Here is a 26,266-nt window from a genome sequence, read left to right on the forward strand (position 1 = left end):
TTAAGGAATGAGCATGAATCACATCTACCGTCGTATCTGGAATACAGCCAAGCAGTGTTGGGTGGTGGCAAGCGAGATCACCTCGGCCAGAGGTCGTAAGAACGCACGCGTAGCTCGCCTTGTACGTGGTTCATTGGTGCTGTCGATGGCTACTGGTGTGCCGGCAGTGCACGCCGATACCTTGAGCTGCTCAGCGCACAGCAGCGGTCCAAAGTGCGAGCTCGATGGTAACGATGTGCTGATCTTTCGTGCGGCAAAGCCAATCACCGAATTTCTCTCTGTGGGCTCTGGGATTATGGGGGCGGGACCGTGGTCAACTACGTACGGCGACGCCGCTGACGCGCCAGGTCGCTACAGCGGTGCCTTTGGCTTTGCAGCAAAAGCTCAGGGCGACTACAGCGCCGCATTCGGGTATACAACAACAGTTGCCGGGGAGAAGAGCGCTGCATTTGGCCCAAGGGCGCGCATTGATGGCGTACTGAGTTCGGCAATGGGATACAGGGCAACTGCGAAGGGCGGCCATGCTTCAGCCTTTGGTGCAGACTCCTTGGCTGATGGAATCGGATCTGTCGCGGTGGGGCACGATGCGCGCGCACTTACACTGAACTCGATTGCCGTTGGTAGTGGAGCGAAGACCAACTCGGGAGCTGGCATCTCCAAGATTGCAATTGGTGGAAATGCATCCGCTGGCACGAATGGATGGACCGGCGCAATCGCGCTCGGTGGGCAGACCTGGGCAAGTTATGACAGCGTCGCCATTGGCTATGAGGCGAAGGCATATGCTGCAAACGCAACTGCGCTTGGGCGGGGCTCGGTTGCGACCGAGGAGGCGACGGTCTCCGTTGGAAGTGCGTCCATCAAGCGTCGCATCGTTAATGTCGCTGACGCCCGCGTTAACGATGCCAGCACGGATGCGGTAGCGGGCAAGCAGCTTCACGCTACCAACAAGAAGCTGGAAACGGCCGAAAGTGCGATTGGCACCGTCAAATCCGATGTAGCCGCCGTACGCACCCTGGCGCAGAACGCCAGCAACAGGATTGATGCCACAAACCTTGCTGTGGGAAAAGGTTCCATTGCGGAGGCTGGCAGCTACGGCCCAAGTACGGCCATTGGCAGCAATGCGGTGGCCTACAACGGACGCGGCGTAGCGGTGGGCCACGGCGCCCGTACCGGCGTGGATGCGGCAGGCAACAAGCTCTCCGGGTCGAACGCAGGTGTCTCACTCGGTGCAGATGCCTGGAGTGGCAACGGTGCCGTGGCGGTGGGATTCAACGCCAATGCATCAGGTGGTTTTGCGGTGGTGGTAGGCACTGGTGCCCAGGCGCAGTCCGAGTACAGCATGGCCTTCGGCTATTCGAGCAAGGCCAAGGCTGCCCACGCGATGGCGTTGGGGGCCTCCAGCGAGGCCGATGCACAGTACGCCGCCGCACTCGGCTACGGTGCCAGAGCGCTTAGCGCCAGCTCCGTGGCGATGGGAGATCGGGCGTTGGCCAATCACAGAAACGCTGTCGCCCTGGGGGCAGGGTCGGTTACCTATACCGCTGACTCGGTTTCTGTAGGCAGTGATTCGTTGCTGCGGAAAATCCAGAGGATTGCCGATGGCACCGTCGCCGAAGGCAGTACCGATGCGGTGACAGGCAACCAGCTGAACTACACCAACGAGCGGGTTGCCTCGGTACACAGCTTGGCCAGCACCGCGCAGTCGAAAGCTGAAGCTGCAACGGTGAGCGCCACCAAGGCGCTGATGGAAACCGAAGCGCTGGGCGGCCTGGTGGCACAGACGTCTGCTTCAGGCAGTGTGCGACTGGGTGGAGGCAACAGTGGTACGGCTCTGGATGTCCGCAACAGCGCAAACGCCAGCCGCAGGATCACCGGCGTGGCAGACGCCACGCTGAGTACGACGAGCACTGACGCTGTGTCAGGCAAGCAGCTGAATGCGACCAACAGCAATGTCACGGCCGCACGATCCGTTGCTGATACCGCGAAGACCAATGCAGACAGTGCGCTGACCAAGGCCAATACCCTCTCCGGGCTTCTGAGCCAGAACTCTGCGTCGGGCAATGTCCGCCTGGGCGCAGCCAACAGCGGCACCGTTCTGGACGTGCGGAACAGCGCCAATGCGAGTCGTAAGATCACCGGTGTTGCCGATGCAGCGTTGTCCACCACCAGCACCGATGCGGTGACGGGCAGGCAGCTCAATGCGACCAACAGCAACGTCAGTATTGCGCTGAGTGATGCAAGCGCGGCCAAGACCAGCGCAAACACCGCTCTGACCCAGGTAGGAACGCTCAACGGGCTGCTCAGCCAGGCCAGTGCCAGCAGTAATGTCCGTATCGGTGAGAAGAACAGCGGCACCGTTTTGGATGTGCGCAACAGCGCGAACGCGAACCGGAAGCTGACTGGTGTGGCTGATGGAGTGGTCAGCGCCAGCAGCTATGAGGCCGTCAACGGCAGGCAGCTCAACGCCACCAATGACAAGGTGGCGACGGTGGAGGGCATTGCCAAGACTGCGGGCACGGAAGCTGCAGTGGCGAAGACGGATGCAGCCAAGGCGCTGGCCGAGACAGCAGCGCTGGGCGGGCTGGTGGCGCAGGCATCTGCGTCTGGCGATGTGCGCCTGGGCGGGAAGAATAGTGGTGCGACGTTGGATGTGCGCAATAGTGCCAATGCCAATCGTAAGATCAGTGGTGTGGCAGATGGGATCTTGAGCGCCAGCAGTACTGAGGCTGTGTCCGGTAGGCAGCTGCATTCAACCAATTCACGCGTCTCAGATCTTGAGGATATCGCGCAGTTTGTGAGTATCGGCTCAGCGCCCTTCAGTGAGCGCGCCGAAGCAGGCGTGGCAGGCGTTGCGGTGGGGAATTCAGCAAAGACGGGACTGGAGGGAGGAACTGCGGTAGGCACTTTTGCGGAGGCAATGGGGAGGAACTCCACCGCAATTGGCCGAGGGGCAACTGTCTCCGTGGATTCCGAGAATGGGTTCGCAATGGGAGTCGGTGCACAGGTCGGCGGAGACGCTGGCGGTGCACGTGGAGGTGTGGCGATCGGTGCTGGCGCAAGTGTTGAAGGCGGAGCTCACGGCTCGTTGGCACTTGGAATGGGTTCCCAAGCTGATGAAGTTGGGGTTGTGTCATTCGGGAGTGTCGGCATCCAGCGCCGCCTTGTAAACATCGCCCGCGGCACCGCCGACCACAACGCCACCACTGTCTCCCAGCTTAGGGATTCATTGGCCACCCTCGGTGGCGGAGCAGGCATGAACGCTAGCGGAAACATCATCGCCCCGGCCTACACGGTGCAGGGCGGAACACAGAGCACCGTCGAGGATGCACTGATGGCACTCGACGGCGCGGTTGTCACCGCCGGCCGTCGCGCGGACAAGGTGGAAGGTCAGCTCAGTTCGATCTTCCAGGATTCACCTTCGGCGCGCGCTGACGGCATGAGCCAGATCGCGCTGAATGGCGTTAACGGCATGGTGCTGACCAATCTTGCCGACGGCCGGGTGGCACCAGGAAGCCGTGATGCCGTATCGGGCAATCAGCTGTACGCCGCAGAGCAGAAGATCTCGCAGAATCGGAATGATCTGGACGCGATGCGCAAGGAGCGGGAGATGGGGCAGCAGGCAATGCGAGAGATGGATGGAAACGGCCCGATCGACTTCGGTGGTGCGCGCTTGACTGGCGTGGCCGAGGCGAAGCTTTCAGCTGATAGCTCGGACGTTGTGCGCGGCAGTCAGCTCTATGAGACCAATAGCCGTGTGTTGGCCTTGGAAGGCATCAGCCAGTACGTCAGCGTGGGTAGCGCGCCTGGCTATGGCTCTGCTCAGGCTGGTCCAGTCGGTCTTGCTATTGGAAACTTCGCTAAAACAGGTGCTAATGGTGGTACGGCAATTGGAACGTTCGCTCATGCGATTGGAATCAACTCAATTGCCATTGGACGCGGATCGAGGGTCTTTGAAGGATCAGATTACAGTTTTGCCATCGGAACTGGAGCTGAGGTCGGTAGGGCCGGTGAGCGGGGTGCGATCGAAGCAATTGCCTTTGGCGTCGGTACAAGGGTCGAGCCCGGAGCTGACGGCTCTATGGCACTTGGAAGCAACTCTCAAGCAATCGAGGCGGGAGTTGCATCATTTGGCAATGCTGGATTGAAACGCCGCCTCGTAAACATCGCCAACGGCACCGCCAACCACAACGCCGCCACCGTCGGCCAGCTGCGCGGTGCGCTCTCCGCGTTCGGCGGCGAGGTGGATGCCAACGGCAACATCGTTGGCCCGCGCTTCAACGTCCAGGGCCAGACACAGTCCACCTTGAATGGCGCACTGGAGGCGCTGGATGGCGCGGTCGTCACCAACACCTCGCGCGTGGACAAGGTCGAAACCCAGCTCCGCTCCGTCTTCCAGGACACCCCCTCGGTCCGCGCCGATGGTGTCAACCAGCTCACCCTCGCCGGTGCCAACGGCATGGTCATCTCCAACGTGGCCAACGGCCTGATCGCGGCCGGTAGCCGCGATGCAGTCAACGGTGGTCAGCTGCATTCGATGCAGCAGCAGCTCAACGGCCGCATGGACGGTCTGGAGCAGCGCATCGACGATGCCCCGGCACCGCGTGCACTGGCGTCGTCCTCGGTGCCGAAGCCGCAGACCGAGGAAACTTCGGTGGCACCGGAGGGCAAGGATTCCCAGCAGATTGCCTCGGTAGGCGAGGGCGACAAGCCCACGCCGCAGCCGAAGGCCAAGCAGAACGACTCGCCGAAGCCGCAGGTCGACACCGCCGAGCTGGAGAAGATGCTGGCCCGCGCCAACGAGTACACCGATGGGGCGATCAGCAACTTCGAGCGCCGCCTGGACAAGATGGACAAGCGCTTCAACCGCATGGCCGCGATGAGCAGTGCACAGAGCGCGATGGCGATGAACACCGCCGGCCTGGCTACCTACAACCGCCTCGGTGCGGGCGTGGGTTACAGCGAGGGTGAGTCGGCGATGGCGGTGGGCTACCAGCGCGTGCTCAACGAGAGGGGCTCAGCCACCTTCAGCCTCAATGGTGCGTTCACCAACAGCGGTGAGCGCAGCATGGGCGTGGGTGTGGGCATCGGCTGGTAAGCCATGGAGCCCCGGCGTGACGCGCGTAATCCACCCCGCCGCGCCGGGGTCCTCGCCCAGGAGATGGCGATGTACAGATGGGTAAAGGGAATCATCAGCTATCGCACGTTCTACATCTGGCGGGCGCGCTATCGCTACTACACACGGAACCTGGATCTGTGGACGCTGATGAGCGGGCTGTGCATCGCCGGTCTGTTGCTGGTGCTGTGGTACATGTGGCGGATGCTGAGCGTGCCGACGCCGCGCGTGCACCCGGAGACAGCGGCGCTGCGCATCGAGGGTGTCACCAGGGAGGCGATCCATCGCATCGTGCTGGTGCGCCACGCGGGCAGCACGCCGGGTGCTCCGTTCACTACGCCGGAGGAGGTGCGGGCGAGCACGCTGCGCACGATGCGGGTACGGCAGGTGATGGACAGCGAAGTGGTGTGGCGGCTGAAAGCCGACATGCTGGCGGACATCGCTGACTACATCATGGCCACAGGCGGGTGCTTCCCCTACGATTGCGGGCGGGTCCTCGATCGATTGGACTACGTGCGCAAGGCGGGTGTTGAGAATGCGCAGATCAACGCTGCGCTGTCGACGATCCTGGAGGTGTCGTTGGACCAGATGCCGTCGTTGGAGGCAGACGAGCATGAGCGGGTGAAGAGTGGTTGGTCGGATGGGTTCAACGACATCTACTACCAGTCCTGGGTGTTGCGGGACCTGCAGGCCATGCACGCACAGATGATGCGGGAATATCCGCAGCGTGCCCCCGCACCGTGGTTGCCGCGGCTGCTCAGCGACCCGCTGCGCGATACCCGTTTTGTCTGGTAGCGGGAGCAAGATGCGCATCATCTGCCAGAGCAGGTAACACCGCTTTTGTAGAGTCGAGCTTGCTCGACTGCTCTTCGGTCAGCCATCGAAATGCCCGAAGCACAGTGCGGACCAGCGGTCCGCACCTACCAAACACGGGTGCAGCGCCCCTGTAGAGTCGAGCCATGCTCGACTGCTCTTCGGTCAGCAATCGAAATGCCCGAAGCACAGTGCGGACCAACGGTCCGCACCCACCCAAGGCAGGCACCGCTGCGCTCGCCGGCCATGGACCGGCGCTACCGTCACCCGCCGATATACGCGGTGATCTCCGCCTCGGCCAGCACCTGCCGCAACTGCGCCACCGACGCGCGCCGCATCGGCTTCTCATCCACCGGTGATAGCGGCGCCTGGCGCAGGGCGTCGTAGGGCAGCACGGCCAGGTCGAAGGTCAGCTCTTCGGCACTGAACACCCACACCGGCACGTCGAGGCAGCGCTCGCGGTCCATGCGCAAACGGCGCGTCCGCGATTCGGCGGGAATGCCGTGCTCGTCCAGGAAGCGGTGCACGGCTTCCGGGTCGTCGCTGTGCAGGTGCAGCTGCACGGGGCTGTTGGCGTCGGCGGTGCCATCCAGCACCGGGCCAGCCAGGCGAGGGGCGAAGCCGTGCAGGAACTCCAGTGCGCGCATGGCGGCTTCGCGGCGGCGCTGCAGTTCGTTGCCGTGCTGGGGCCCGGAGAACAGCCGCTGGTACTCGCGCAGGGCGTCCTCGATCTCGGTGTTGCGGGGCAGGGAGGCATCGTCGTGGATACCGAGACGGCTGGCGGCCTTCAACTTGGCCTGGTGGTAGTCGCGGATGCCGCCTTCGGCCATCAGGCGGGCGGCTTCGTGGGCGAGGCGGTGGCGCCGCTCGCGGGTCTGGCTGGCAGCATGCTGACGGGCGCGATGCATGCGATGACTCCCTGTTGCGACCTGGCTACAGACTAGCGCACGGATGTGACATCTGCGTGGGTATGGCGGATGCAACCGCTTTGGTGGGTGCCGACCTTGGTCGGCACGGGGCGCCAACCAAGGTTGGCATCTACCAGGGCGGCATCGGCGCCAACCGAGGTTGGCACCCACCAACGCTTTGGTAGGTGCCGACCTTGGTCGCACAGGGCGCCAACCAAGGTTGGCAACTACCGGGGCGGCATCGGTGCCAACCGAGGTTGGCATCTACCAGAGCGGCATCGGCGCCAACCAAGGTTGGCATCTACCAGAGCGGCACCTACCGAACCCTTCCTCAGAAGATATCGAACGCGGCGGCGTCGGCCTGCGGCGTATTGAGGTTCAGGTCGTAGTCGGTCAGGCGGTCCATGTCTTCCACTTTCACCCATTCGGTGGCGCCGTTGAGGGTGGCCTGGACCATGCCGCTGGGCGGTTCGTTCTGCGCGATCGGGGTGTCCTTCAGCGCGGTGCGCATGTAGTCGATCCAGATCGGCAGGGCGGCCTTGCCACCGTATTCGCGGTAGCCCAGCGAGCGGAAGTCGTCGCGGCCCACCCACACGGTGGTCACGTACGGGCCGCCGAAGCCGGAGAACCAGGCGTCACGGTGGTCGTTGGTAGAGCCGGTCTTGCCACCCACGTCCTCGCGGCCGAGCACCTTGGCCTGGGCACCGGTACCGCGCTGGACCACGTCGCGCATCATCGACACCAGCTGGTAGGCGGTGCGGGCGTCGATCGCGCGCGGGGCGGTGCGGGCATCGGGGTTGACCGGCGCGGCCGGGGTTTCGGTCTTGGCTTCGGCCTTGGCCGCAGCAGCCGGGTCCACCTTCGGGGCCGGGGCACCGAAGTTGAAGCCGTCCACCACCTGGTTGACCGGCTGGTCGCTGCTTCCGGCGCAGTCGCGGCAGGCCAGTGCCGGGTTTTCCTTGAACACCAGGTTGCCGTCGCGGTCATTGACCTGGTCGATCAGCCACGTATCCACGCGCGAGCCGCCGTTGGCGAACACGGCGTAGCCACGGGCCACCGACAGCGGGGTCAGCGAGGCGGTACCCAGTGACATCGACAGGTTCGGCGGCAGTTCCGATTCGGCAAAGCCAAACTCGCTGATGTACTTGCGCGCGTAGTCCACGCCCATGCCATCGAGCAGGCGCACCGAGACCAGGTTGCGCGACTGCACCAGCGCTTCACGCAGGCGCATCGGGCCGCGGAAGCCGCCACCGTCGTTCTGCGGGGCCCAGGTCTTGCCGCGGCGGTCGCGGAACACGACCGGGGCGTCGAGCACGATCGAGGCCGGGTTGTAGCCCTTGTCGAAGGCGGCGGCGTAGACGAACGGCTTGAAGCTCGAACCCGGCTGGCGACGGGCCTGGGTGGCGCGGTTGAACTTGTTGCCGGAGAAGCTGAAGCCACCCACCAGCGCCTTCAACGCGCCGTTGTGGGCATCCAGCGAGACCAGCGCGGACTGGCCGCGCGGGATCTGGTCCAGCAGCCACTCACCTTCCTTGGCACCGGCGCGCACGCGCACGATGTCGCCGCGCTGCACCAGCTTGCCCGGGGTCTTGTTGGTCCACTTGGCGGCGCCGGCCGGCAGCACGATCTCGCTGCGGTTGGCCAGCACCACCGTTGCGCTGCCATCGGCACCGGTGCTGGCGACGATGGCCGGCAGCAGGCCGGCCTGGCCGTACATGCCACGCAGGTGCTCGGCCAGGGCAGCGGCGTCTTCGCCGGCACCCACCTGCACCTGCTTCTCCACGCCGTGCCAGCCGTGGCGGTGGTCGTACAGCAGCAGGCCGTCGCGCACCGACTGGTTGGCGGCGGTCTGCAGAGTGGCATCGATGGTGGTGGTGACGTGGTAACCCTTGTTGACCACATCGCCGCCGAAGCGGGCGATCATTTCCTGGCGCACCAGCTCGGCCACGTAGGGGGCATCGACCTGCACCGGCGGCTCATGCGCGGTGGCGTGCATCGGCACGGCCTTGGCCGCATCGGCCTCGGCCTGGCTGACGAACTTCAGGTCGGCCATGCGCTGCAGCACATAGTTGTCGCGGCGCTGGCGGGCACGTTCCGGGTTGGAGATCGGGTTGCCCGAAGACGGGAACTTGGGGATGCCGGCCAGCGAGGCCATTTCATCCAGGTCCAGCTCGTTCAGCTTCTTGCCGTAGTAAAACTCGGCGGCGGCGGCCACGCCGTAGGCGCGGTTGCCGAAGAAACTCTTGTTCAGGTACAGCTCGAAGATCTCGTCCTTGCTCAGCTCGGACTCGATCTTCCGCGCCAGCAGGATCTCGGCCAGCTTGCGGGTGTAGCTGTACTCGGAGCTGAGGAAGAACTGGCGGGCCACCTGCTGGGTGATGGTGGAGCCACCCGGCACGCGCTTGTCGTTGGTGGTGGCCAGCAGCCACACCGCACGGCCGATGCCCATGTAGTCCACACCGCCATGCTCGTAGAAGCGGGCATCCTCGGTGGCCAGGAACGCCTGCTTCAGGCGCTCGGGCACGTCCTTCATGGTGATGGGGGTACGGCGGGTCTCGCCGAACACCGCCATCAGCTTGCCGTCGGCAGCATAGACGTACATGGGCTCCTGCATTTCCACGTCGCGCAGGGTCTGCACGTCGGGAAGCTTGGAGGACACGGCGTAGTACAGACCGCCCACGGCGGCCGCGCCGATCAGCGCCAGGACCAGGACAATCAGGAAGATCCAGCGCAGCCAGCGGCGGAGTCGAGTCATCGGGTTCAGATTCCGATTGCGAATTTCGTGGTCGCAGAGTATAGATTACGCAAGGTGGCGGCTGGGGTCGGCACCGGGGAGCGCAAGGGGAACAGTCAGGGGCTGCATGGTGAATCCGTGAGGGACTTCACAGCAGGGCCGTTGCCATTTGCTAAGAATACGTTATTAATGCTCGGGCGCAGGTCTTGCGTCCAAGTGCCCGTCGGCAGGGGAGAAACCGTGGGGCTCATCCCAAAAAGTCAGTCGCCGCTTGTAGGCGTCGACATCAGTTCGACTGCGGTAAAGCTTTTGCAGCTGTCCCGCAGTGGCAATCGTTTTCGTGTGGAACATTACGCTGTGGAACCTCTTCCGCCGAATGCGGTGGTGGAGAAGAACATCGTGGAAGTGGAGGCCGTGGGTGAGGCCATCCGCCGCGCGATGAACCGCTCGGGGAGCAAGGCCAAGCTGGCCGCTGCCGCCGTCGCTGGGTCGGCGGTGATCACCAAGGTGATCCCGATGCCGGCCGAGCTCGACGAGAACGACATGGAAGCCCAGATCGAGCTGGAAGCGGTCAACTACATTCCGTACCCGATCGAGGAAGTGAACCTGGACTTCGAGGTGATCGGGGCGATCCCGAACAACCCGGAGATGGTCCAGGTGCTGCTGGCCGCGTCGCGTTCGGAGAACGTGGAACTGCGCCAGTCGGCGCTGGAGCTGGGTGGCCTGCAGGCCAAGGTGATGGACGTGGAGGCCTTCGCGGTCGAGAACGCCTATGCCCTGGTCGCCAGCGAGCTGCCGGTATCCATCGAGGGTGTGGTCGCGCTGGTCGACATCGGTGCCACCATGACCACCCTCAATGTCCTGCGCGGCGGCCGCAGCCTGTACAGCCGCGAACAGGTGTTCGGTGGCAAGCAGCTGACCGACGAGATCATGCGTCGCTACGGCCTGAGCTACGAGGAAGCCGGACTGGCCAAGCGCCAGGGCGGGCTGCCGGAAAGCTACGAGATGGAAGTGCTGGAGCCGTTCAAGGAAGCCACGGTCCAGCAGATCAGCCGCCTGCTGCAGTTCTTCTACGCAGGCAGCGAGTTCAACCGCGTTGATCACATCGTGCTGGCCGGCGGCTGCGCCGTGCTGGGCGGTCTGCCGGAAATGGTCGAGGAACAGCTGGGCGTGCCGACCGTGGTCGCCAACCCGCTGGCGCAGATGACCCTGGGGCCGAAGGTGAACGCGCATGCGCTGGCCCAGGATGCCCCCGCGCTGATGATCGCAACCGGTCTGGCGCTGAGGAGCTTCGACTGATGGCACGCATCAATCTATTGCCCTGGCGCGCCGAGCGGCGCAAGCAACGCCAGCGCGAGTTCTACGCAATGCTGGGCATGGCCGCGATCGGTGGCCTGCTGCTGTCGCTGGTGATCTGGTTCTACTACGACCGCCAGGTGAGCGGGCAGATGGACCGCAACGCCTATCTGGAAGCCGAGATCGAGAAGGTCAAGGAACAGAACAAGGAGATCGACCGCCTCGACGCGCAGAAGGAACGCCTGCTGGCCCGCAAGAAGGTGATCGAGGAACTGCAGGCCAAGCGCTCGCAGATGGTGCACCTGTTCGATGCGCTGGTGCGCACGATTCCCGATGGCCTGGTGCTGACCGCGCTGAAGCAGGAAGGCGACGTGCTGACCCTGGAAGGCCGTACCCAGTCCAATGCCCGTGTTTCGGCGTACATGCGCAACCTGGAGACCTCCGGTTGGATGACCAACCCGGAACTGTCGATCATCGAAGCGCGTGATCCCGAGAAGGACAAGGACGGCAAGGTGGGCCCGCTGGCCGACATCAAGGCGCTGCCCTATGTGTTCGTGGTCAAGGTGAAGCTGCCGGCACAGAGTGAGGAAGTGGCCGGTACGCCAGGCCTCAACGCCGATGGTTCGGTGGCAACGCCGGCTCCGCCCGCAGTGGCACCGCTTGCAGCCGGCCCGGATGCAGCGGCACCTGCTGCACCGGCCGCCGGCCAGCCTGCTGCTGCACCGGCTGCACCCGCTCCCGCCGCCGCGCCGGTCAACGCACCTGCTGCCACCCCGGCCCCGGCTACGCCGAACCAGCCGGCAGCCCCGGCTGCAAAGCCTGCGCCGAAGCCCGAGGGCAGCCGTCTGGCGCAGCCGCCGCAGGCCTTCAACGCCCCGCTGCAGGGGGATCGCGCATGAGCCAGAAAATCGATCTGAAGAACCTGGATTTCAACGACATCGGCAATTGGCCGCAGAAGGCCAAGATCGTCTTCTGCTCGCTGTTGGCGCTGGTGATCATGTTCGTGGCGTGGATGCTGCTGATCAGTGGCAAGCGCGAGGAACTGGCCGGCCTGGAATCGAAGGAAGTCGAGCTGCGTTCGGAGTTCACCAAGCAGCAGGAGCGTGCGGTGAACCTGGCGCCGCTGAAGCAGCAGCTGGCACAGATGGAACAGGTGCTGCAGCAGATGCTGCGGCAGCTGCCCAGCAAGACCGAAATGCCGGACCTGATCATCGACATCTCGCAGACGGCGCTGTCCAGCGGCCTGACCAACGAGCTGTTCGAGCCGGAGCAGGAGCAGGTCAAGGAGTTCTACGCCGAGAAGCCGATCAAGCTGCGCATGGTGGGCAGTTACCACCAGTTCGGTGCCTTCGTCAGTGGCGTGGCGTCGCTGCCGCGCGTGGTCATCCTGACCATGCACGACATCAACCTCAAGCCCAAGGACAAGACCAGCGGCAACGCCCGCAGCGGTGCGCTGGAGCTGTCCGGCACGGTCAAGACCTATCGCTATCTGGATGAGACCGAAGTGCAGGCACAGCAGGCGGCTGACGCCGGCAAGGAGGAGAAGAAGTGATCCGTTCCCTCTTTGCGCGTTGTGGGATGGCTGCCATCGTGCTGATGCTGGCCGCGTGCGGCCGCGATGTGACCAGCACGCCGGGTGATGCGCCGAATCTTGAAAAGTGGGTGGAGGGCGAGCGTGCGCGACCGGCACAGCCGCTGGAGCCGCTGCCGGTGATGCAGCAGTTCGAAACCTTCGAATACTCCGCACAGGGTCTGCGCGACCCGTTCACCGATGCCTGGACCAATCCGCAGCAGGGGAATGGCGGATTGCGTCCGGATCCGAACCGGCGCAAGGAGCCGCTGGAAGGCTTCCCGCTGGACGCACTGGACATGGTCGGCACCATCGGCACCGGAGCCGCCACCGTGGCGCTGGTGATGGGGCCGGACAAGGTGACCTACCGGGTACGCCCGGGCGGCTACCTGGGGCAGAGCGACGGGCGGGTCACGGCGGTCTTCGAAGACCACGTGGAGCTGATCGAACTGGTGCCGGATGGCGCGGGTGGCTGGCTGGAACGGCCGGCAACGCTCTCGCTTGAAGATCAATGATCGTTTACTGGGGATAGCACGATGACCTTTCACCAAGCCAAGGGGCTGCGTCCCATCCGGCGCTTTACCTTGAACCGTGTCAGCGCGTTGGGAGTCGCGCTGATGCTGGCCTGCGCTCCGGCGCTGGCCGCCGCACCGGCGGAAAAGCCGGTGGGCGCCACCGTGGCACCGGCGGCAGCGCCGGCCGGCCTGTCGGTGGCCAAGATCGATTTCAAGCGCGGCGATGATGGCGCCGGGCGCCTGATCGTCCAGTTCGACGGCCAGGGCGCGGTTCCGGACCTGCGTACGCAGGGCAACAGCGTGGTGGTCGATGTCGGTAACGCCCGACTGCCGGCCAACCTGCAGAAGCCGATGAACGTCATCGACTTCGCCACGCCGGTGCAGCGCATCGACGCCAAGCCGTCCGGTGCCGGTACCCAGCTGGTGCTGAGCACCGGTGGCGCGGTGGAGTCGCTGGCCTACCAGAGCGGCAACGAATACGTGGTCGAGATCAGCCCGCGGCAGGCGCCGGCCGCTGTCGGTGCAGTCACCGCCGGCAGCGTCACCCAGGCTGCCAAGGCTGTCGGTCAGCGCGGTTTCACCGGCAAGCCGGTGACCTTCAACTTCCAGGACGTGCCGGTGCGCACCGTGCTGCAGCTGATCGCCGAGGAATCCAATCTCAACGTGGTGGCCTCCGATTCGGTGCAGGGCAACGTGACCCTGCGCCTGGTCAACGTGCCGTGGGACCAGGCGCTGGACATCGTGCTGCGTGCCAAGGGCCTGGACAAGCGTCGCGATGGCAGCGTGATCTGGGTCGCTCCGCAGGCTGAGCTGGCCAAGTTCGAGCAGGAGAAGGAAGACGCGCGCATCGCCATCGAGAACCGCGAAGACCTGGTCACCGATTACGTCCAGATCAACTACCACAGCGCCACGCAGATCTTCAAAGCGCTGACCGAGGCCAAGGGCATCGGTGGTGGCAGTGGTGGCGGCAATGGCGGTGGTGGCGGCTCGTCGCAGGAGGAGAGTGGCTTCCTGTCCGGGCGGGGCCGCATCGTCGCCGACGAGCGCACCAACACGCTGATGATCAGCGACATTCCGAAGAAGATCGCGCGCATGCGCGAGCTGATCAGCGTGATCGACCGCCCGGTCGACCAGGTGCTGATCGAAAGCCGCATCGTCATCGCGACCGACACCTTCGCCCGCGAGCTGGGTGCGAAGTTCGGCATCAGCGGCAGCCGCGACAACGTGTACTTCAGCGGCAGCCTCGCTGCCAACGAGGAAACCCGCAAGTCGCAGGTCGATACCGCACTGGCCAACGCCAAGGCGGTCCGTGAGTGGCAGGCCGGTGGCAGCGTCGGCCCGGCGCCGGTTCCCAGCGGCCCGACCATCAAGCGTGGCCTGAACTGGAACCTGCCGGTGGCTACGGCCAGCAATCCGGGTTCGCTGGCGCTGTCGATCCTCAACGCAGGCTACCTGCTGGACGTGGAGCTGTCGGCCATGCAGGAAGAGTCGCGGGGTGAGGTGATCTCCAACCCGCGCGTGGTCACCACCAACCAGCGCGAGGCGATGATCAAGCAGGGCAAGGAAATCGGCTACGTCACCATCAGTGGCACCGGTGCTGCCGGTGGCGCCGGTTCCACCCCGAACGTGCAGTTCAAGGAAGTGGTGCTGGAACTGCGGGTGACCCCGACCATCACCAACGACAACCGCGTGTTCCTCAACATGCAGGTGAAGAAGGACGAAGTTGACCGCCTGATCGAACTGCAGGGCTACGGCACGGTACCGTCGATCAACCGCCGTGAGGTCAACACCGCGGTGCTGGTCGAGGATGGGCAGACCGTGGTCATCGGTGGTGTGTACGAGTTCACCGACCGCAGCAGCATCAGCAAGGTGCCGTTCCTGGGCGACGTGCCGTTCCTGGGCAACCTGTTCAAGAAGCGCGGCCGCAACAAGGACAAGGCCGAGCTGCTGGTGTTCGTGACCCCGAAGGTGCTGCGCGTGGCCAAGCAGAACTGAGCCCGCGCCTCCGCGAAACGCAGAAGGGCCGCCCTTGCGCGGCCCTTCTGCGTTTCCGCCCGTAGATCCACGCCGCCCATGTCCAGTGGATCCACACCATGCGTGGATGGGCCGTTCAGCCGTTCTTGATGCCATTCGCAGGGCACCCTGCGATGATGTCGGGAACCCGTGCCGTCCCGCGCCGGTCAAAGGCCCCCATGAACCTGCCACCGCCGATGCCCGAAACCGTCTCGCCGCCGTCCGCGCCGGCCACCTCCCGCCTGCATGCCGCTTTCAGCCAGCTGCGCGACGCATTGTCGGCCGAGATCGTCGGCCAGGCCGCGCTGGTCGAACGCCTGCTGATCGCGCTGCTGGCCGATGGCCACCTGCTGGTGGAAGGCGCTCCGGGCCTGGCCAAGACCACGGCGATCCGCGCGCTGGCCTCGCGCCTGGAGGCCGACTTCGCCCGCGTGCAGTTCACCCCGGACCTGCTGCCGGCCGACCTGACCGGCACCGAGATCTGGCGCCCGCAGGAAGGCCGCTTCGAATTCGTACCCGGCCCGATCTTCCATCCGATCCTGCTGGCCGATGAAATCAACCGCGCGCCAGCCAAGGTGCAGTCGGCACTGCTGGAAGCGATGGGCGAGCGCCAGGTCACCGTGGGCCGCCACACCTACGCGCTGCCGCCGCTGTTCCTGGTGATGGCCACGCAGAACCCGATCGAGCAGGAAGGCACCTTCCCGCTGCCGGAAGCGCAGTTGGACCGTTTCCTGATGCATGTGCGCATCGGCTACCCGGACCAGGCCGCCGAATCGGAGATCCTGCGCCTGGCTCGCGAGCGCGCCCGTGGTGCGTTGGGCGAAGCCGCACAAGCGCCGGAAAAGCTGCCGATGCAGGATGTGTTCGATGCCCGCCGCGAAGTGCTGGACCTGCACATGGCGCCGGCGCTGGAACGCTACCTGATCGAGCTGGTGCTGGCCTCGCGTGATCCGTCGCGCTATGACGCTGGCCTTGGCCGCCGCATTGCATGGGGCGCCAGCCCGCGCGGTTCCATCGCGCTGGAGCGCTGCGCGCGTGCGCGCGCCTGGTTGGCTGGCCGCGATTTCGTCACCCCCGATGACGTGCGAGCGGTTGCTGCCGACGTGCTGCGCCATCGCGTGCTGCCCAGCTACGAAGCCACCGCTGAAGGCTGGGATGGTGAGCGCCTGGTGCAGGAGCTGCTGGCCCGGGTGCCGGCACCCTGAGCCTGCGCATGACCGATCCATCCCTGCACCACGCCTCCTCCGTCAGTGACGGTGACGGGCTGCGCCCGCAACTGTCCGAACTGGTGGCGCTGCGCCGCCTTGCACAGCGACCGCCGCCGCCACGCCGTGGCCGCGCCGGCAATGCCGGGCAGGCGCCGTCGCCGCTGCGCGGGCGTGGCATGGAATATGCCGAGTCACGCGAGTACGTGGCCGGTGATGATGCACGGCATATCGACTGGCGGGTGACCGCGCGTACCGGACGTGCCCACACCAAGCTGTTCCAGGCCGAACGCGAGCGGGTCAGCCTGATCGTGGCCGATACCTCGCCGGCCCTGTACTTCGGCACCCGCGTGCGCTTCAAATCGGTGCAGGCTGCACGCGCGGGCGCCGTCGCCGCGTGGTCGGCGCAGCGTCGCGGCGATCGCATCGGCGCCCTGCGTGGCAGCGACCGTGAACCACCGATTGCACCGGCAGGCGGCCCGCGCGGCGTATTGCGCGTGCTGGACGCGCTCACCCGCTGGTATGCGCAGCCCCCGGCCGATGACCTTGGCCTGGAACGTGCGCTGGACCATGCCGGTCGCGTCCTGCGCCCGGGTGCACGTGTGCTGGTGCTGGCCGATCCGCAGCAGGCCATCCGTATTCCGCCGGCGCGCTGGAGTGCGCTGGCCCAGCACCACGACCTCAGTCTGGTGCTGCTGGTGGATCCACTGGAACTGCAGCCTCCGTCAGCCGCGCTGCAGTTCCAGACCCTGCAGCAGCGCATCGGCCTCGACCTGCGACGCAGCGAGGTCCAGGCTCATTGGCAGGCCCATTTCGTTGAACCGCTGCAGGAGCTGCGGCGCCAGCTGGGAGCGCGCCGCGTCGATGTGCAGGTGCTGTCCACCGACGCGCCCAGTGATGCCTGGCTGGCGCCATTACCGACCGAGGTGCCGGCATGAGCGCGAACCTGCCGCTGCGCGATGTGCAGGTGCCACCCGCCCCATCATGGTGGCCGCCGGCACCGGGCTATCTGATGATCGGCGGCGTGGTGCTGCTGTTGCTGGTGGTGGCGGTCTTCTTCTGGTGGCAGCGTCGCCGTCGCCGCCAACGCTGGTTGCAGCTGTTCGATCAGGAGCTGGCATCTACCGCCGATGCTGCTGCGGAACTGGCAGCCATCGCCGGACTGCTGCGTCGCGCCGCACGCCAGGCGCAGCCCGGCAGTGAATCCCTGCGCGATGACGCCTGGTGGCAGCGCGTGGATCCGCAGGGCACATTGCCGGAAGCACGCCGAAGCCTGTTGGCCGAAGGTGCCTATCGCCCACGCGTGGACGTCAACGAGGTGGCCGCAGTACGCCGCTGGGCGCGCGAGCGCTATCTGGCCATGCTGCTGGAGCGGCGCCGATGAATCTGCTGGCAAGTTACTGGCCATGGCCGGACCTGGAGCTGGCGTGGCCGTTGGCCCTGCTGGCGCTGCCGTTGCCGTTGCTGATGCGCTGGTGGAAGCGTCGTGCCGATCCCGGTGCTGCGCTGCGGGTGCCCTATGCGGCGACGGAACTGGAAGCGCTGTCCGGTGGCGGCCGCGTTGACGTGTCGTGGCTGCGCACGCTGCTGTTGTGGCTGGGTTGGTGCGCGCTGTGCGTCGCACTGGCTCGCCCGCAACAGCTGGGTGAAGCGATCACGCCGCCGCAGGAGGGCCGGCAGATGATGCTGGCGATGGACGTGTCCGGCAGCATGGGCGAGGGCGACATGGTGCTGGGCGGGCAGGCGGTGGATCGCCTGACCGCGGCCAAGGCCGTGCTGGCCGATTTCCTTGATCGTCGTGCCGGTGATCGCATCGGCCTGCTGATCTTCGGCGACCGCGCCTACACGTTGACGCCGCTTACGGCCGATCTGGCCAGCGTGCGCGACCAGCTGCGCGACAGCGTGGTCGGCCTGGCCGGGCGCGAGACCGCCATCGGTGATGCCATCGGCCTGGCGGTGAAGCGCCTGCGCAGCCAGCCTGAAGGCCAGCGCGTGCTGATTCTGCTGACCGACGGCGTCAGCAATGCCGGCGTGCTGGAACCGCTGCGTGCCGCCGAAGTCGCGCGTGCCGAGGGCGTGCGTATCCACACCGTCGCCTTTGGCGGTGATGGCAGCATGCGCCTGTTCGGTATTCCCATTTCCGCCGACCAGGATCCGGTCGACGAGGCCACGTTGAAGAAGATTGCGAGCATGACGGGTGGCCAGTTCTTCCGCGCCCGCGACACTGCACAGCTGGCCGGCATCTATGCCGAACTGGACCGGCTGGAGCCGATCGCCGCGAAGGGACCAAGCCTGCGACCGCGCGAGGAACGCTATGCATGGCCGCTGGGCCTGGCCTTGCTGCTGGGCGCATTGGCCTGGCTGTGGCCGGAGCGTCGCCGATGATCGCACTTGCTCCGAATCTTCCCGACTGGAACGCGCTGCACTTCCTGCGTCCGGAATGGCTGTGGGCGTTGCTGGCGCTGCCGTTGATCATCGCTGTGGCGTTGTATCGGCAGCGGCGCAGCGACGTGTGGCGAACAGCGGTGGATGCCCACCTGTTGCCGCATCTGCTGGCTGCGGGCACGCGCCGCCGTGCACGCCTGCCCTGGGCCGTGCTGCTGGGCTGGACCCTGGCAGCGCTGGCCATGGCCGGGCCGAGTTGGCGGCAGCAGGCACAACCGATGTTCCAGGCCAGCGCACCGCTGCTGGTCGTGCTGGATCTGTCCAGCCGGATCAATGCCACCGATCTGCCGCCGTCGCGTCTGCTGCAGGCTCGGGCGAAAGTGGGCGAGCTGCTGCGTGCCCGCCAGGGTGGCCAGGTGGGCCTGGTGGTCTATGCCGAGGATGCCTACACCGTGGCACCGCTGACCGATGACGGCAGCAACGTCGCGCTGTATCTGGACGCGCTGTCGCCGGATGTGATGCCGCGCGACGGACAACGCGCCGACCGTGGCATCGACTGGGCGACGCGGTTGATGCGCCAGATCGGGGCATTGCGGGGGCAGATCCTGCTGGTCAGCGATCAGGCGGATGATGAAGCGGCACTGGCCGCAGCGCAGGCGCGCAGCCTCGGCATGCAGGTGTCGGTACTGGGGCTGGGCACATCTGCCGGTGCGGCGTACCGGGATGGCACTGGGCAGATCCGCCAGGCCGCGCTGGATGAAGGCAGCCTGCGTGCGGTGGCGACCGCAGGCGGAGGCCGCTATGCCCGCATCGCCACCGATGACAGTGATCTGCGTGCGCTGGGCGTACTTGATGCACGCGAAGGTACTGCGGCGCAGCGGCCCGGCGAGGGCAAGCAATGGCGTGATGAAGGGTTCTGGTTGCTGCCACCGGTGATGCTGCTGGCGCTGTTGGCCTTCCGACGCCGCGCGCTGCTGGCGGCGGTGCTGGCGGTGGGCCTGCTGCCATGGATGAGTGATGTGCAGGCGCAGGCGCCCGCGGTGCCTGCCGCACCGCTGGCGCAGGGCACGCTGTGGAAGCGCGCCGACCAGGTGCAGCACCAGCGTCTGGCCGAAGGTGCGCAGGCTTACCGCAACGGTGATTTCGCCAGTGCCCGCAAGCAGTTCGAGGGCATCGACAGCGATGCGGGCTGGTACAACCTGGCCAATACGCTGGCCCGCCAGGGCAACTACGACGAAGCCATTGCCGCCTACGACCGCGCGCTGGCACTGCATCCCGGCATGGCCGATGCGGTCGCCAACCGTGCCGTGGTCGATGCCGCGCGCAAGCGCAAGCAGTCGGGTGGCAAAGGCCAGGATCAGCAGAAGCCACCGCAGAACGGGCAGCAGAAGCAGCAGAACGATTCACAGGGCCAGCAGAATCCGCAGGGCCAGCAGCCGCAGCAGGGCCAGCAGAATCCCGGTCAGGGGCAGCCACAGTCGGGTCAGCAGGGCCAGCCCAATCCCGGTGACGACAAGAACCAGTCGAGCCCGCAGCCCGGCGAGCGCGGCCGCGATGGACAGCAGGCGCCGCCACAGGTGGAGGATGCCAAGGCGCAGGCCCAGGCTGATGAGCAGCAGCGCCAGCGCATGCAGCAGGCCATGCAGCAGGCACGTGAGGGCAAACGCGATCAGGATGGCAAGCCCGTGCCAGGCAGCGACGGCACCACCCCACGCCAACGCGAGGAGCAGCAGGCGGTGGAGGCGTGGATGCGGCGCGTGCCGGATGATCCGGGCGCATTGCTGCGGGCCAAGTTCCAGCTGGAAAACGAACGCAGGAAGAGGGAAGGGCGATGACGCGGGCGATCAACATGCACGGGCACTGGCCCCGACAGGTACTGGCGGCGCTGCTGCTGTGGCTGCCGCTGCTGGCCTGGGCGCAGCCGCGTGCGTGGCTGGACCGCGACCGCATCGCGATGGGTGACACGGTCACGCTCAATGTCGAGAGCGACCAGGGCGCCCCTGACTTCACACCGTTGCGCACCGACTTCGACCTCAGCGGGCAGACCAGCAGCCGCCAGGTAGCGTGGAGCAACGGCAGCATGCAGCAGCGCAATCTGTATGGCGTGGCACTCACGCCACGGCGTAGCGGTGCACTGGTGGTGCCGGGCCTGCAGGTGGGCAGCGTACGTACCGCACCGTTGACCCTGCAGGTGGATGCCGCTGCCGTGGCAGGTCCCGACAGCAATGCGGTGGCGTTCATCGAAACCGTTGTCGATGACGAGACACCGTATGTGCAGCAGAGCGTAGGCGTGGTGGTGCGGTTGTATTTCGCCTCGCAGCTGGCCTCCGGCGAACTGGTGCTGGATACACCGGCCGGTGCGTCGTTGCAGCGGGTGGGCGATGACCGCACCGATGTGCGACAGGTCAACGGCCGCCGCTACAACGTGGTCGAGCGGCGCTTCCTGCTGATCCCCGAGCGCAGCGGTGCGCTTCGGCTGGCCGGTGCGCGCTTCAGCGGGCGCAGTGCCGGTGGCTTCTTTGACGACTTCTTCGGCGGCGGCGACGGGCGCATGAATGCCACCGGCGCCGATCGCACGTTGCAGGTGCAGGCGCAACCGGCACAGGCGCCGCAGCCATGGCTGCCGCTGCAGGGCCTGCAGTTGCGCTACACCAGTGCACCGACCAGCGCCCGTACCGGCGAGGCGGCCAACGTGGTGGTGGAGGCGATTGCCGAAGGCGCTACCCGCGCGCAGTTCACCGATCTGCCGGTGCCCGACGTCGGCAACGCCGCGCAGGTGTTCGCCGAACCTGCGCAGTACGAAGAGACCTTCAATGGCAGTACGCCGCGGCTGAAGATCACCCGCCGCTATTCCATCGTGCCGCGCCAGCCGGGTTCGCTGGTGGTGCCGGGGCCGCGCCTGCCGTGGTGGGACGTGCGCAATGGCAAGGCACAGGAAGCGAAGCTGCCGGACCTGACGCTGGCCGTGGTGGCCGGTAACGGGGCTGGCAGTGCGCCACCTGCACCGCTGCCGCCGATCGACACCGATGCGGCGCTGCCGGATGGCGATGGCCAGGACAGCCGTATCGCGGCGACCGATCCGCGCGCCAGTGGTTTGTCCGAGCGGCCATGGCCGTGGATGGGCGCCGCCATCGGCCTGGCGTTGCTGTGGCTGTTGACGCTGTTGTGGGGCTGGCAGCGAGGCCGTCGCCCGCGCGTGGCGGCGCCCGTGGCGGCCAAGGGCGCTGTGCCGGCTGTGGCGACTGGACGTGCCGGCGTGGCCGAACTGCGCCGCGCGCTGGATGGTGAAGGGTTTGATCAGGTGGAAGCGCAGCTGTGTGCGATGGCCGGTGTCGAACGTATCGAGCAGGTCATCGCGCGGCTTGAGGATGCCGCCCAGCGCCAGGTGCTGCAGGAACTGCAGCAGGCGCGCTGGGGTGGGCAGGGCGACCTGGCGTCGCTGCGTGCGCGCTTGCGCGAGGCCTTCCGTGACGGACCGCACTGGTCGGCGGCTGCCGGCACCGCTGACACTGGCCTGGCGCCGCTGTATCCGCCGCGGCGAACCTGAACCGGCGCCGCTTGCGCGCTTTGTTAGAGTGCATTCATTTTTCGAGGAAACCCGCGCATGACAGCAGCTGCTGCCGACAAGAAGAAGTTGCCCCTGCATTGGAAGATGGGCATCGGCTTTGCGATCGGCCTGATCCTGGGACTGATCGTGCACGCCCTGGGCGGCAGCGTCGATGGTCTGCAGGCCGGTGCCAAGTGGGTAATGGACTACATCACCACCCCGGCGTCGGGCCTGTTCCTCAACCTGATCTTCATGCTGATCGTGCCGCTGATCTTCTCGGCGCTGATCATGGGTGTGTCGGAGATGGGCGACATCCGCGCCCTTGGCCGCATCGGCTGGAAGACCTTGGCCTATACCGTGCTGCTGTCCGGCATTGCCGTGGGAATCGGGCTGGTGCTGGTGAACCTGCTCAAGCCGGGTGTCGGCGTCGACCCGCAGGTCGCTGCGATGATGCTGTCGGAGAACGCCGAGCGCAGCAAGGAGATTGTCGCGGGCATCCACGGCACGCCGAAGGGCATGGACATGCTGCTGTCGATCGTGCCGAGCAACGTGCTGCAGGCCGCGTCTGACAACGGCGCGATCCTGTCGCTGATGTTCTTCGCGCTGATGTTCGGCATCGGCATGGTGCTGACCGACAACGAGAAGGTCGCGCCGCTGCGCCGCGCCATCGAAGGCGTGTTCGAAATTTCGATGACCCTGATCAACCTGGTCATCCGCCTGGCCCCGTATGCGGTGGCCTGCTTCATGTTCAACCTGGCCGCGCTGTTCGGCTTCGAGCTGATCATCCGCCTCGGTGCCTACGTGGGCGTGGTGGTGCTGGCACTCGGCCTGCACATGGTGGTGAGCTACGGTACGGCCGTATGGCTGTCCGGTCGTTCGCCGCTGTCGTTCTTCCGCGATACCCAGGAAGCGACGGTGATGGCGTTCTCCACCGCCTCCAGCAACGCCACCCTGCCGACTGCGCTGCGCGTGGCCGACCAGATGGGCCTGCCGCAGCGCGTGTCGCGCTTCGTGCTGACCGTGGGCGCCACCGCCAACCAGAACGGCACCGCGCTGTTCGAGGGCGTGACGGTGATCTTCCTGGCCCAGTTCTTCGGCGTGGACCTGAGCATCGGCCAGCAGATCATGGTGATGGCGGTCTGCATCCTCGGTGGCATCGGCACGGCCGGCGTGCCGTCGGGCTCGCTGCCGGTGGTGGCGATGATCTGCGCGATGGTGGGCGTGAACCCGCTGGGCATCGGCCTGATCCTGGGCGTGAACCACTTCCTGGACATGTGCCGTACCGCGCTGAACGTCACCGGCGACCTGGCCCTGACCACCCTGGTGGCCAAGGGCGAATCGCACGATGGCCCGGCGCTGGGCCCGCAGCAGGACTGAGTCCGGATTCCCGCCCCCGGACTCCGGGGGCGGGTAGTGCCGGCCGCTGGCCGGCAACTTCATGATCTTCATTGAATTCTGCGCAACTGCCGGCCAGCGACCGGCACGACCCGGCAAGGTGAACCGACCCCCCGCCCGGCGACTATGGGACAATAGGCCGCCCGCACGTCCGCGGCCGCCTCCCGATTCCGACAGAACCATGACGCAGCCTACCCGTCGCCAGTTGGCCAACGCCATCCGCTTCCTTGCCGCCGATGCGGTTGAAACCGCAAAGTCCGGCCACCCCGGCATGCCCATGGGCATGGCCGACATCGCCGAAGTCCTCTGGAACGACTATCTCCGCCATAACCCGAGCAACCCGCACTGGTTCAACCGCGACCGTTTCGTGCTGTCCAACGGCCACGGTTCGATGCTGCAGTACGCGCTGCTGCACCTGAGCGGTTACGACCTGCCGATCGAGCAGCTGAAGCTGTTCCGCCAGCTGGGCAGCCACACCGCCGGCCACCCGGAACGCCACGAGACCCCGGGCGTGGAAACCACCACCGGCCCGCTGGGCCAGGGTTTCGCCAATGCCGTGGGCTTCGCCCTGGCCGAGAAGCTGCTGGCACAGCGCTTCAACCGCCCGGAACTGGAAGTGGTCGACCACCGCACCTGGGTGTTCATGGGCGATGGCTGCCTGATGGAAGGCGTGTCGCATGAAGCCGCTTCGCTGGCCGGTACCTGGGGCCTGCACAAGCTGGTCTGCTTCTGGGACAACAACCACATCTCCATCGACGGCAACGTCGAGGGCTGGTTCACCGACAATACCCCGGAGCGTTTCGAGGCCTATGGCTGGAACGTCGTGCGCGATGTCGATGGCCACGACCCGGAAAGCATCAAGGCCGGCATCGAGGCCGCGCTGTCGCAGAGCGACAAGCCGACCCTGATCTGCTGCCGCACCACCATTGGTTTCGGTTCGCCGAACAAGGCGGGCAAGGAATCCAGCCACGGCGCTCCGCTGGGCAAGGACGAGCTGGAAGCCACCCGCAAGCAGCTGGGCTGGGAATACGGTCCGTTCGAGATTCCGCAGGCGATCTACGACGGCTGGCGCGCCAATGGCGCTGGCACCCTGCGCCAGGCCGAGTGGGAACAGCTGTTCGACAAGTACGCCAGCCAGTACCCGGCTGAAGCGTCCGAGCTGACCCGCCGTTCGCACGGCGAGCTGCCGGCCGACTTCGTTGCCAAGGCCGATGCCTACATCGCCCAGGTGGCCGCTGAAGGCCCGACGATCGCTTCGCGCAAGGCCTCGCAGCTGGCCATCGAAGCCTACGCCCCGCTGCTGCCGGAAATCGTCGGTGGCTCGGCCGACCTGGCGCACTCCAACCTGACCCTGTGGAAGGGCAGCAAGTCGGTTGCCAGCGACGACGCCAACGCCAACTACGTGTATTACGGCGTGCGCGAGTTCGGCATGACCGCCATTGCCAACGGCCTGGCCCTGCACGGCGGCTTCATTCCGTTCGACGCCACCTTCCTGGTGTTCAGCGACTACGCCCGCAACGGCGTGCGCATGAGCGCGCTGATTCCGGCCCACGCCATCCACGTCTACACCCACGACTCGATCGGCCTGGGCGAAGACGGCCCGACCCACCAGCCGGTGGAGCACCTGGCCTCGCTGCGCTACATCCCGAACAACGACGTGTGGCGTCCGTGCGATGCGGTCGAGTCGGCGGTGAGCTGGAAGGCTGCGATCACCCGCCAGGACGGCCCGAGCTGCCTGGTGTTCAGCCGCCAGAACCTGCCGCACCAGCCGCGCAACGCCGAGCAGATCGCCCAGATCGAGCGCGGTGGCTACGTGCTGGCCGATGCCGCCGGTACCCCGGACGTGATCCTGATCGCCACCGGTTCGGAAGTTTCGCTGGCGACCGAAGCCAAGGCCCAGCTGGACGCGGCTGGCCTCAAGACCCGCGTGGTCTCGATGCCGTCCACCGACGTGTTCCTGCGCCAGGATGCGGCCTACCGTGAATCGGTGCTGCCGAACGCCGTGCGCAAGCGCGTGGCGGTGGAAGCCGGTGTCACCGGTTTCTGGCGCCAGTTCGTCGGCCTGGACGGTGCGGTGATCGGCATCGACACCTTCGGTGCCTCGGCCCCCGCCGACCAGCTGTACAAGCACTTCGGCATCACCACCGCCCACGTGGTGGAAGCGGCCAAGGCGCTGTAAGCAGCCTCGCGAAGCAGGAAGGGAAAGGCCGGCGCACGCCGGCCTTTTCTTTGCTCGAGAGAAAAGGGGACGGAGGGGATCAAGTCGTTTGTGCACAAACGACTTGATCCCCTCCGTCCCTTTTTTCGTCCGGCATGTTGCGCCCTGCGGCACCAGTGTCGCGTTGGCCTCTTCAACTAGCCTGCATTCCTTGCGAAAAGGAGGGCCTGCCGAGGTACCCCCGGAAGTAGTCATGGACAAGAAGAGCGGCGCAGAAACCCATGGTGGATTTGCGGGGTGTAAGGTGATGCCTTACACTGGCGCCGCATGATCGTCAGCGTCAGGCACAAGGGCCTGAAGGCGCTCTATGAGCGGGGCGACATTTCCGGAGTCCGTGCCGATCATGTGGCTCGGTTGCGGCGTTTGCTTCTGCAGCTGGATCAAGCCCGGCTGCCTGGAGACATGGGGCTGCCCGGAAATCGCCTGCACCCCCTGCGCGGGAGCTATAGCGGCTACTGGGCTGTAAGTGTCTCGGCGAGTTGGCGATTGGTGTTCCGCTTTCGTGGGCTGGACGTCGAACTGGTCGATTACCTTGATTACCACTAGGAGTCTGC

18 protein-coding genes are annotated in these 26,266 nt (G+C 66.0%); 16 read left to right on the forward strand and 2 right to left on the reverse strand.

All coding sequences use genetic code 11. The features are described from left to right. The first annotated feature begins 13 nt into the window (after nucleotides 1-13). Both V3B64_RS19285 and V3B64_RS19290 read left to right on the forward strand, forming a co-directional pair. Entirely contained in the window at nucleotides 14-5,095 is a 5,082-nt protein-coding gene (locus V3B64_RS19285) for an ESPR-type extended signal peptide-containing protein (RefSeq protein WP_329914721.1), read from the forward strand. Between the two features lie 69 nt (nucleotides 5,096-5,164). After that, nucleotides 5,165-5,908 carry a hypothetical protein gene (locus V3B64_RS19290; RefSeq protein ID WP_329914738.1) on the forward strand — a complete coding sequence of 248 codons (744 nt, stop codon included), beginning with the start codon at nucleotides 5,165-5,167 and terminating at the stop codon, nucleotides 5,906-5,908. Between the two features lie 281 nt (nucleotides 5,909-6,189). On the opposite strand, the gene V3B64_RS19295 is transcribed toward V3B64_RS19290, so the two are convergent. Beyond that, nucleotides 6,190-6,834: a hypothetical protein gene (locus V3B64_RS19295; RefSeq protein WP_012511978.1), complete on the reverse strand. Its 645-nt coding sequence runs from the start codon at nucleotides 6,832-6,834 to the stop codon at nucleotides 6,190-6,192. 331 nt (nucleotides 6,835-7,165) lie between these two features. Further along, the gene (locus V3B64_RS19300) at nucleotides 7,166-9,589 is read right to left on the reverse strand and encodes a penicillin-binding protein 1A (RefSeq protein WP_071229171.1); all 2,424 of its coding nucleotides are present in this window, start codon (nucleotides 9,587-9,589) and stop codon (nucleotides 7,166-7,168) included. A 219-nt stretch (nucleotides 9,590-9,808) separates the two neighbouring features. Here V3B64_RS19300 and V3B64_RS19305 point away from each other — a divergent pair, with 219 nt between their 5' ends. The 14 genes from V3B64_RS19305 to V3B64_RS19370 all read left to right on the forward strand — a co-directional run bounded on the left by V3B64_RS19305 (nucleotide 9,809) and on the right by V3B64_RS19370 (nucleotide 26,258). Further along, nucleotides 9,809-10,867: a pilus assembly protein PilM gene (locus V3B64_RS19305; RefSeq protein WP_010484061.1), complete on the forward strand. Its 1,059-nt coding sequence runs from the start codon at nucleotides 9,809-9,811 to the stop codon at nucleotides 10,865-10,867. Next, entirely contained in the window at nucleotides 10,867-11,763 is an 897-nt protein-coding gene (locus V3B64_RS19310) for a PilN domain-containing protein (protein ID WP_049422632.1), read from the forward strand. The genes V3B64_RS19305 and V3B64_RS19310 overlap by 1 nt, the downstream gene beginning before the upstream one ends. Further along, nucleotides 11,760-12,416 carry a type 4a pilus biogenesis protein PilO gene (gene pilO, locus V3B64_RS19315; RefSeq protein ID WP_049400744.1) on the forward strand — a complete coding sequence of 219 codons (657 nt, stop codon included), beginning with the start codon at nucleotides 11,760-11,762 and terminating at the stop codon, nucleotides 12,414-12,416. Before V3B64_RS19310 ends, pilO begins: the two co-directional genes overlap by 4 nt. Nucleotides 12,417-12,442: 26 nt before the next feature. Continuing rightward, nucleotides 12,443-12,949: a pilus assembly protein PilP gene (locus tag V3B64_RS19320; RefSeq protein WP_032127850.1), complete on the forward strand. Its 507-nt coding sequence runs from the start codon at nucleotides 12,443-12,445 to the stop codon at nucleotides 12,947-12,949. Between the two features lie 21 nt (nucleotides 12,950-12,970). Next, nucleotides 12,971-14,944, forward strand: coding sequence for a type IV pilus secretin PilQ family protein (locus V3B64_RS19325; RefSeq protein WP_049400745.1), 1,974 nt, complete (start codon nucleotides 12,971-12,973; stop codon nucleotides 14,942-14,944). A 197-nt stretch (nucleotides 14,945-15,141) separates the two neighbouring features. Beyond that, nucleotides 15,142-16,167 (forward strand): MoxR family ATPase, encoded by a 1,026-nt coding sequence (locus V3B64_RS19330; protein ID WP_032127852.1) that lies wholly within the window; start codon nucleotides 15,142-15,144, stop codon nucleotides 16,165-16,167. A gap of 8 nt (nucleotides 16,168-16,175) precedes the next feature. Next, nucleotides 16,176-17,105 carry a DUF58 domain-containing protein gene (locus tag V3B64_RS19335; RefSeq protein ID WP_121504461.1) on the forward strand — a complete coding sequence of 310 codons (930 nt, stop codon included), beginning with the start codon at nucleotides 16,176-16,178 and terminating at the stop codon, nucleotides 17,103-17,105. Next, nucleotides 17,102-17,551, forward strand: coding sequence for a DUF4381 family protein (locus V3B64_RS19340; protein ID WP_329914722.1), 450 nt, complete (start codon nucleotides 17,102-17,104; stop codon nucleotides 17,549-17,551). The genes V3B64_RS19335 and V3B64_RS19340 overlap by 4 nt, the downstream gene beginning before the upstream one ends. After that, complete coding sequence (locus V3B64_RS19345; protein ID WP_329914723.1) at nucleotides 17,548-18,552, forward strand: VWA domain-containing protein; 1,005 nt, start codon at nucleotides 17,548-17,550, stop codon at nucleotides 18,550-18,552. The genes V3B64_RS19340 and V3B64_RS19345 overlap by 4 nt, the downstream gene beginning before the upstream one ends. Next, nucleotides 18,549-20,387: a tetratricopeptide repeat protein gene (locus V3B64_RS19350; RefSeq protein ID WP_329914724.1), complete on the forward strand. Its 1,839-nt coding sequence runs from the start codon at nucleotides 18,549-18,551 to the stop codon at nucleotides 20,385-20,387. The genes V3B64_RS19345 and V3B64_RS19350 overlap by 4 nt, the downstream gene beginning before the upstream one ends. Beyond that, entirely contained in the window at nucleotides 20,384-22,099 is a 1,716-nt protein-coding gene (locus V3B64_RS19355) for a BatD family protein (protein WP_329914725.1), read from the forward strand. The genes V3B64_RS19350 and V3B64_RS19355 overlap by 4 nt, the downstream gene beginning before the upstream one ends. Before the next feature lie 57 nt (nucleotides 22,100-22,156). Continuing rightward, nucleotides 22,157-23,476 (forward strand): dicarboxylate/amino acid:cation symporter, encoded by a 1,320-nt coding sequence (locus V3B64_RS19360; protein ID WP_032127858.1) that lies wholly within the window; start codon nucleotides 22,157-22,159, stop codon nucleotides 23,474-23,476. 199 nt (nucleotides 23,477-23,675) lie between these two features. Next, complete coding sequence (gene tkt / locus V3B64_RS19365) at nucleotides 23,676-25,673, forward strand: transketolase (protein ID WP_032127859.1); 1,998 nt, start codon at nucleotides 23,676-23,678, stop codon at nucleotides 25,671-25,673. A 306-nt stretch (nucleotides 25,674-25,979) separates the two neighbouring features. Continuing rightward, complete coding sequence (locus V3B64_RS19370; RefSeq protein ID WP_329914726.1) at nucleotides 25,980-26,258, forward strand: type II toxin-antitoxin system RelE/ParE family toxin; 279 nt, start codon at nucleotides 25,980-25,982, stop codon at nucleotides 26,256-26,258. Nucleotides 26,259-26,266: the final 8 nt, after the last annotated feature.

The organism is Stenotrophomonas sp. SMYL86, assembly GCF_036320025.1.
Classification (GTDB): domain Bacteria; phylum Pseudomonadota; class Gammaproteobacteria; order Xanthomonadales; family Xanthomonadaceae; genus Stenotrophomonas; species Stenotrophomonas maltophilia_A.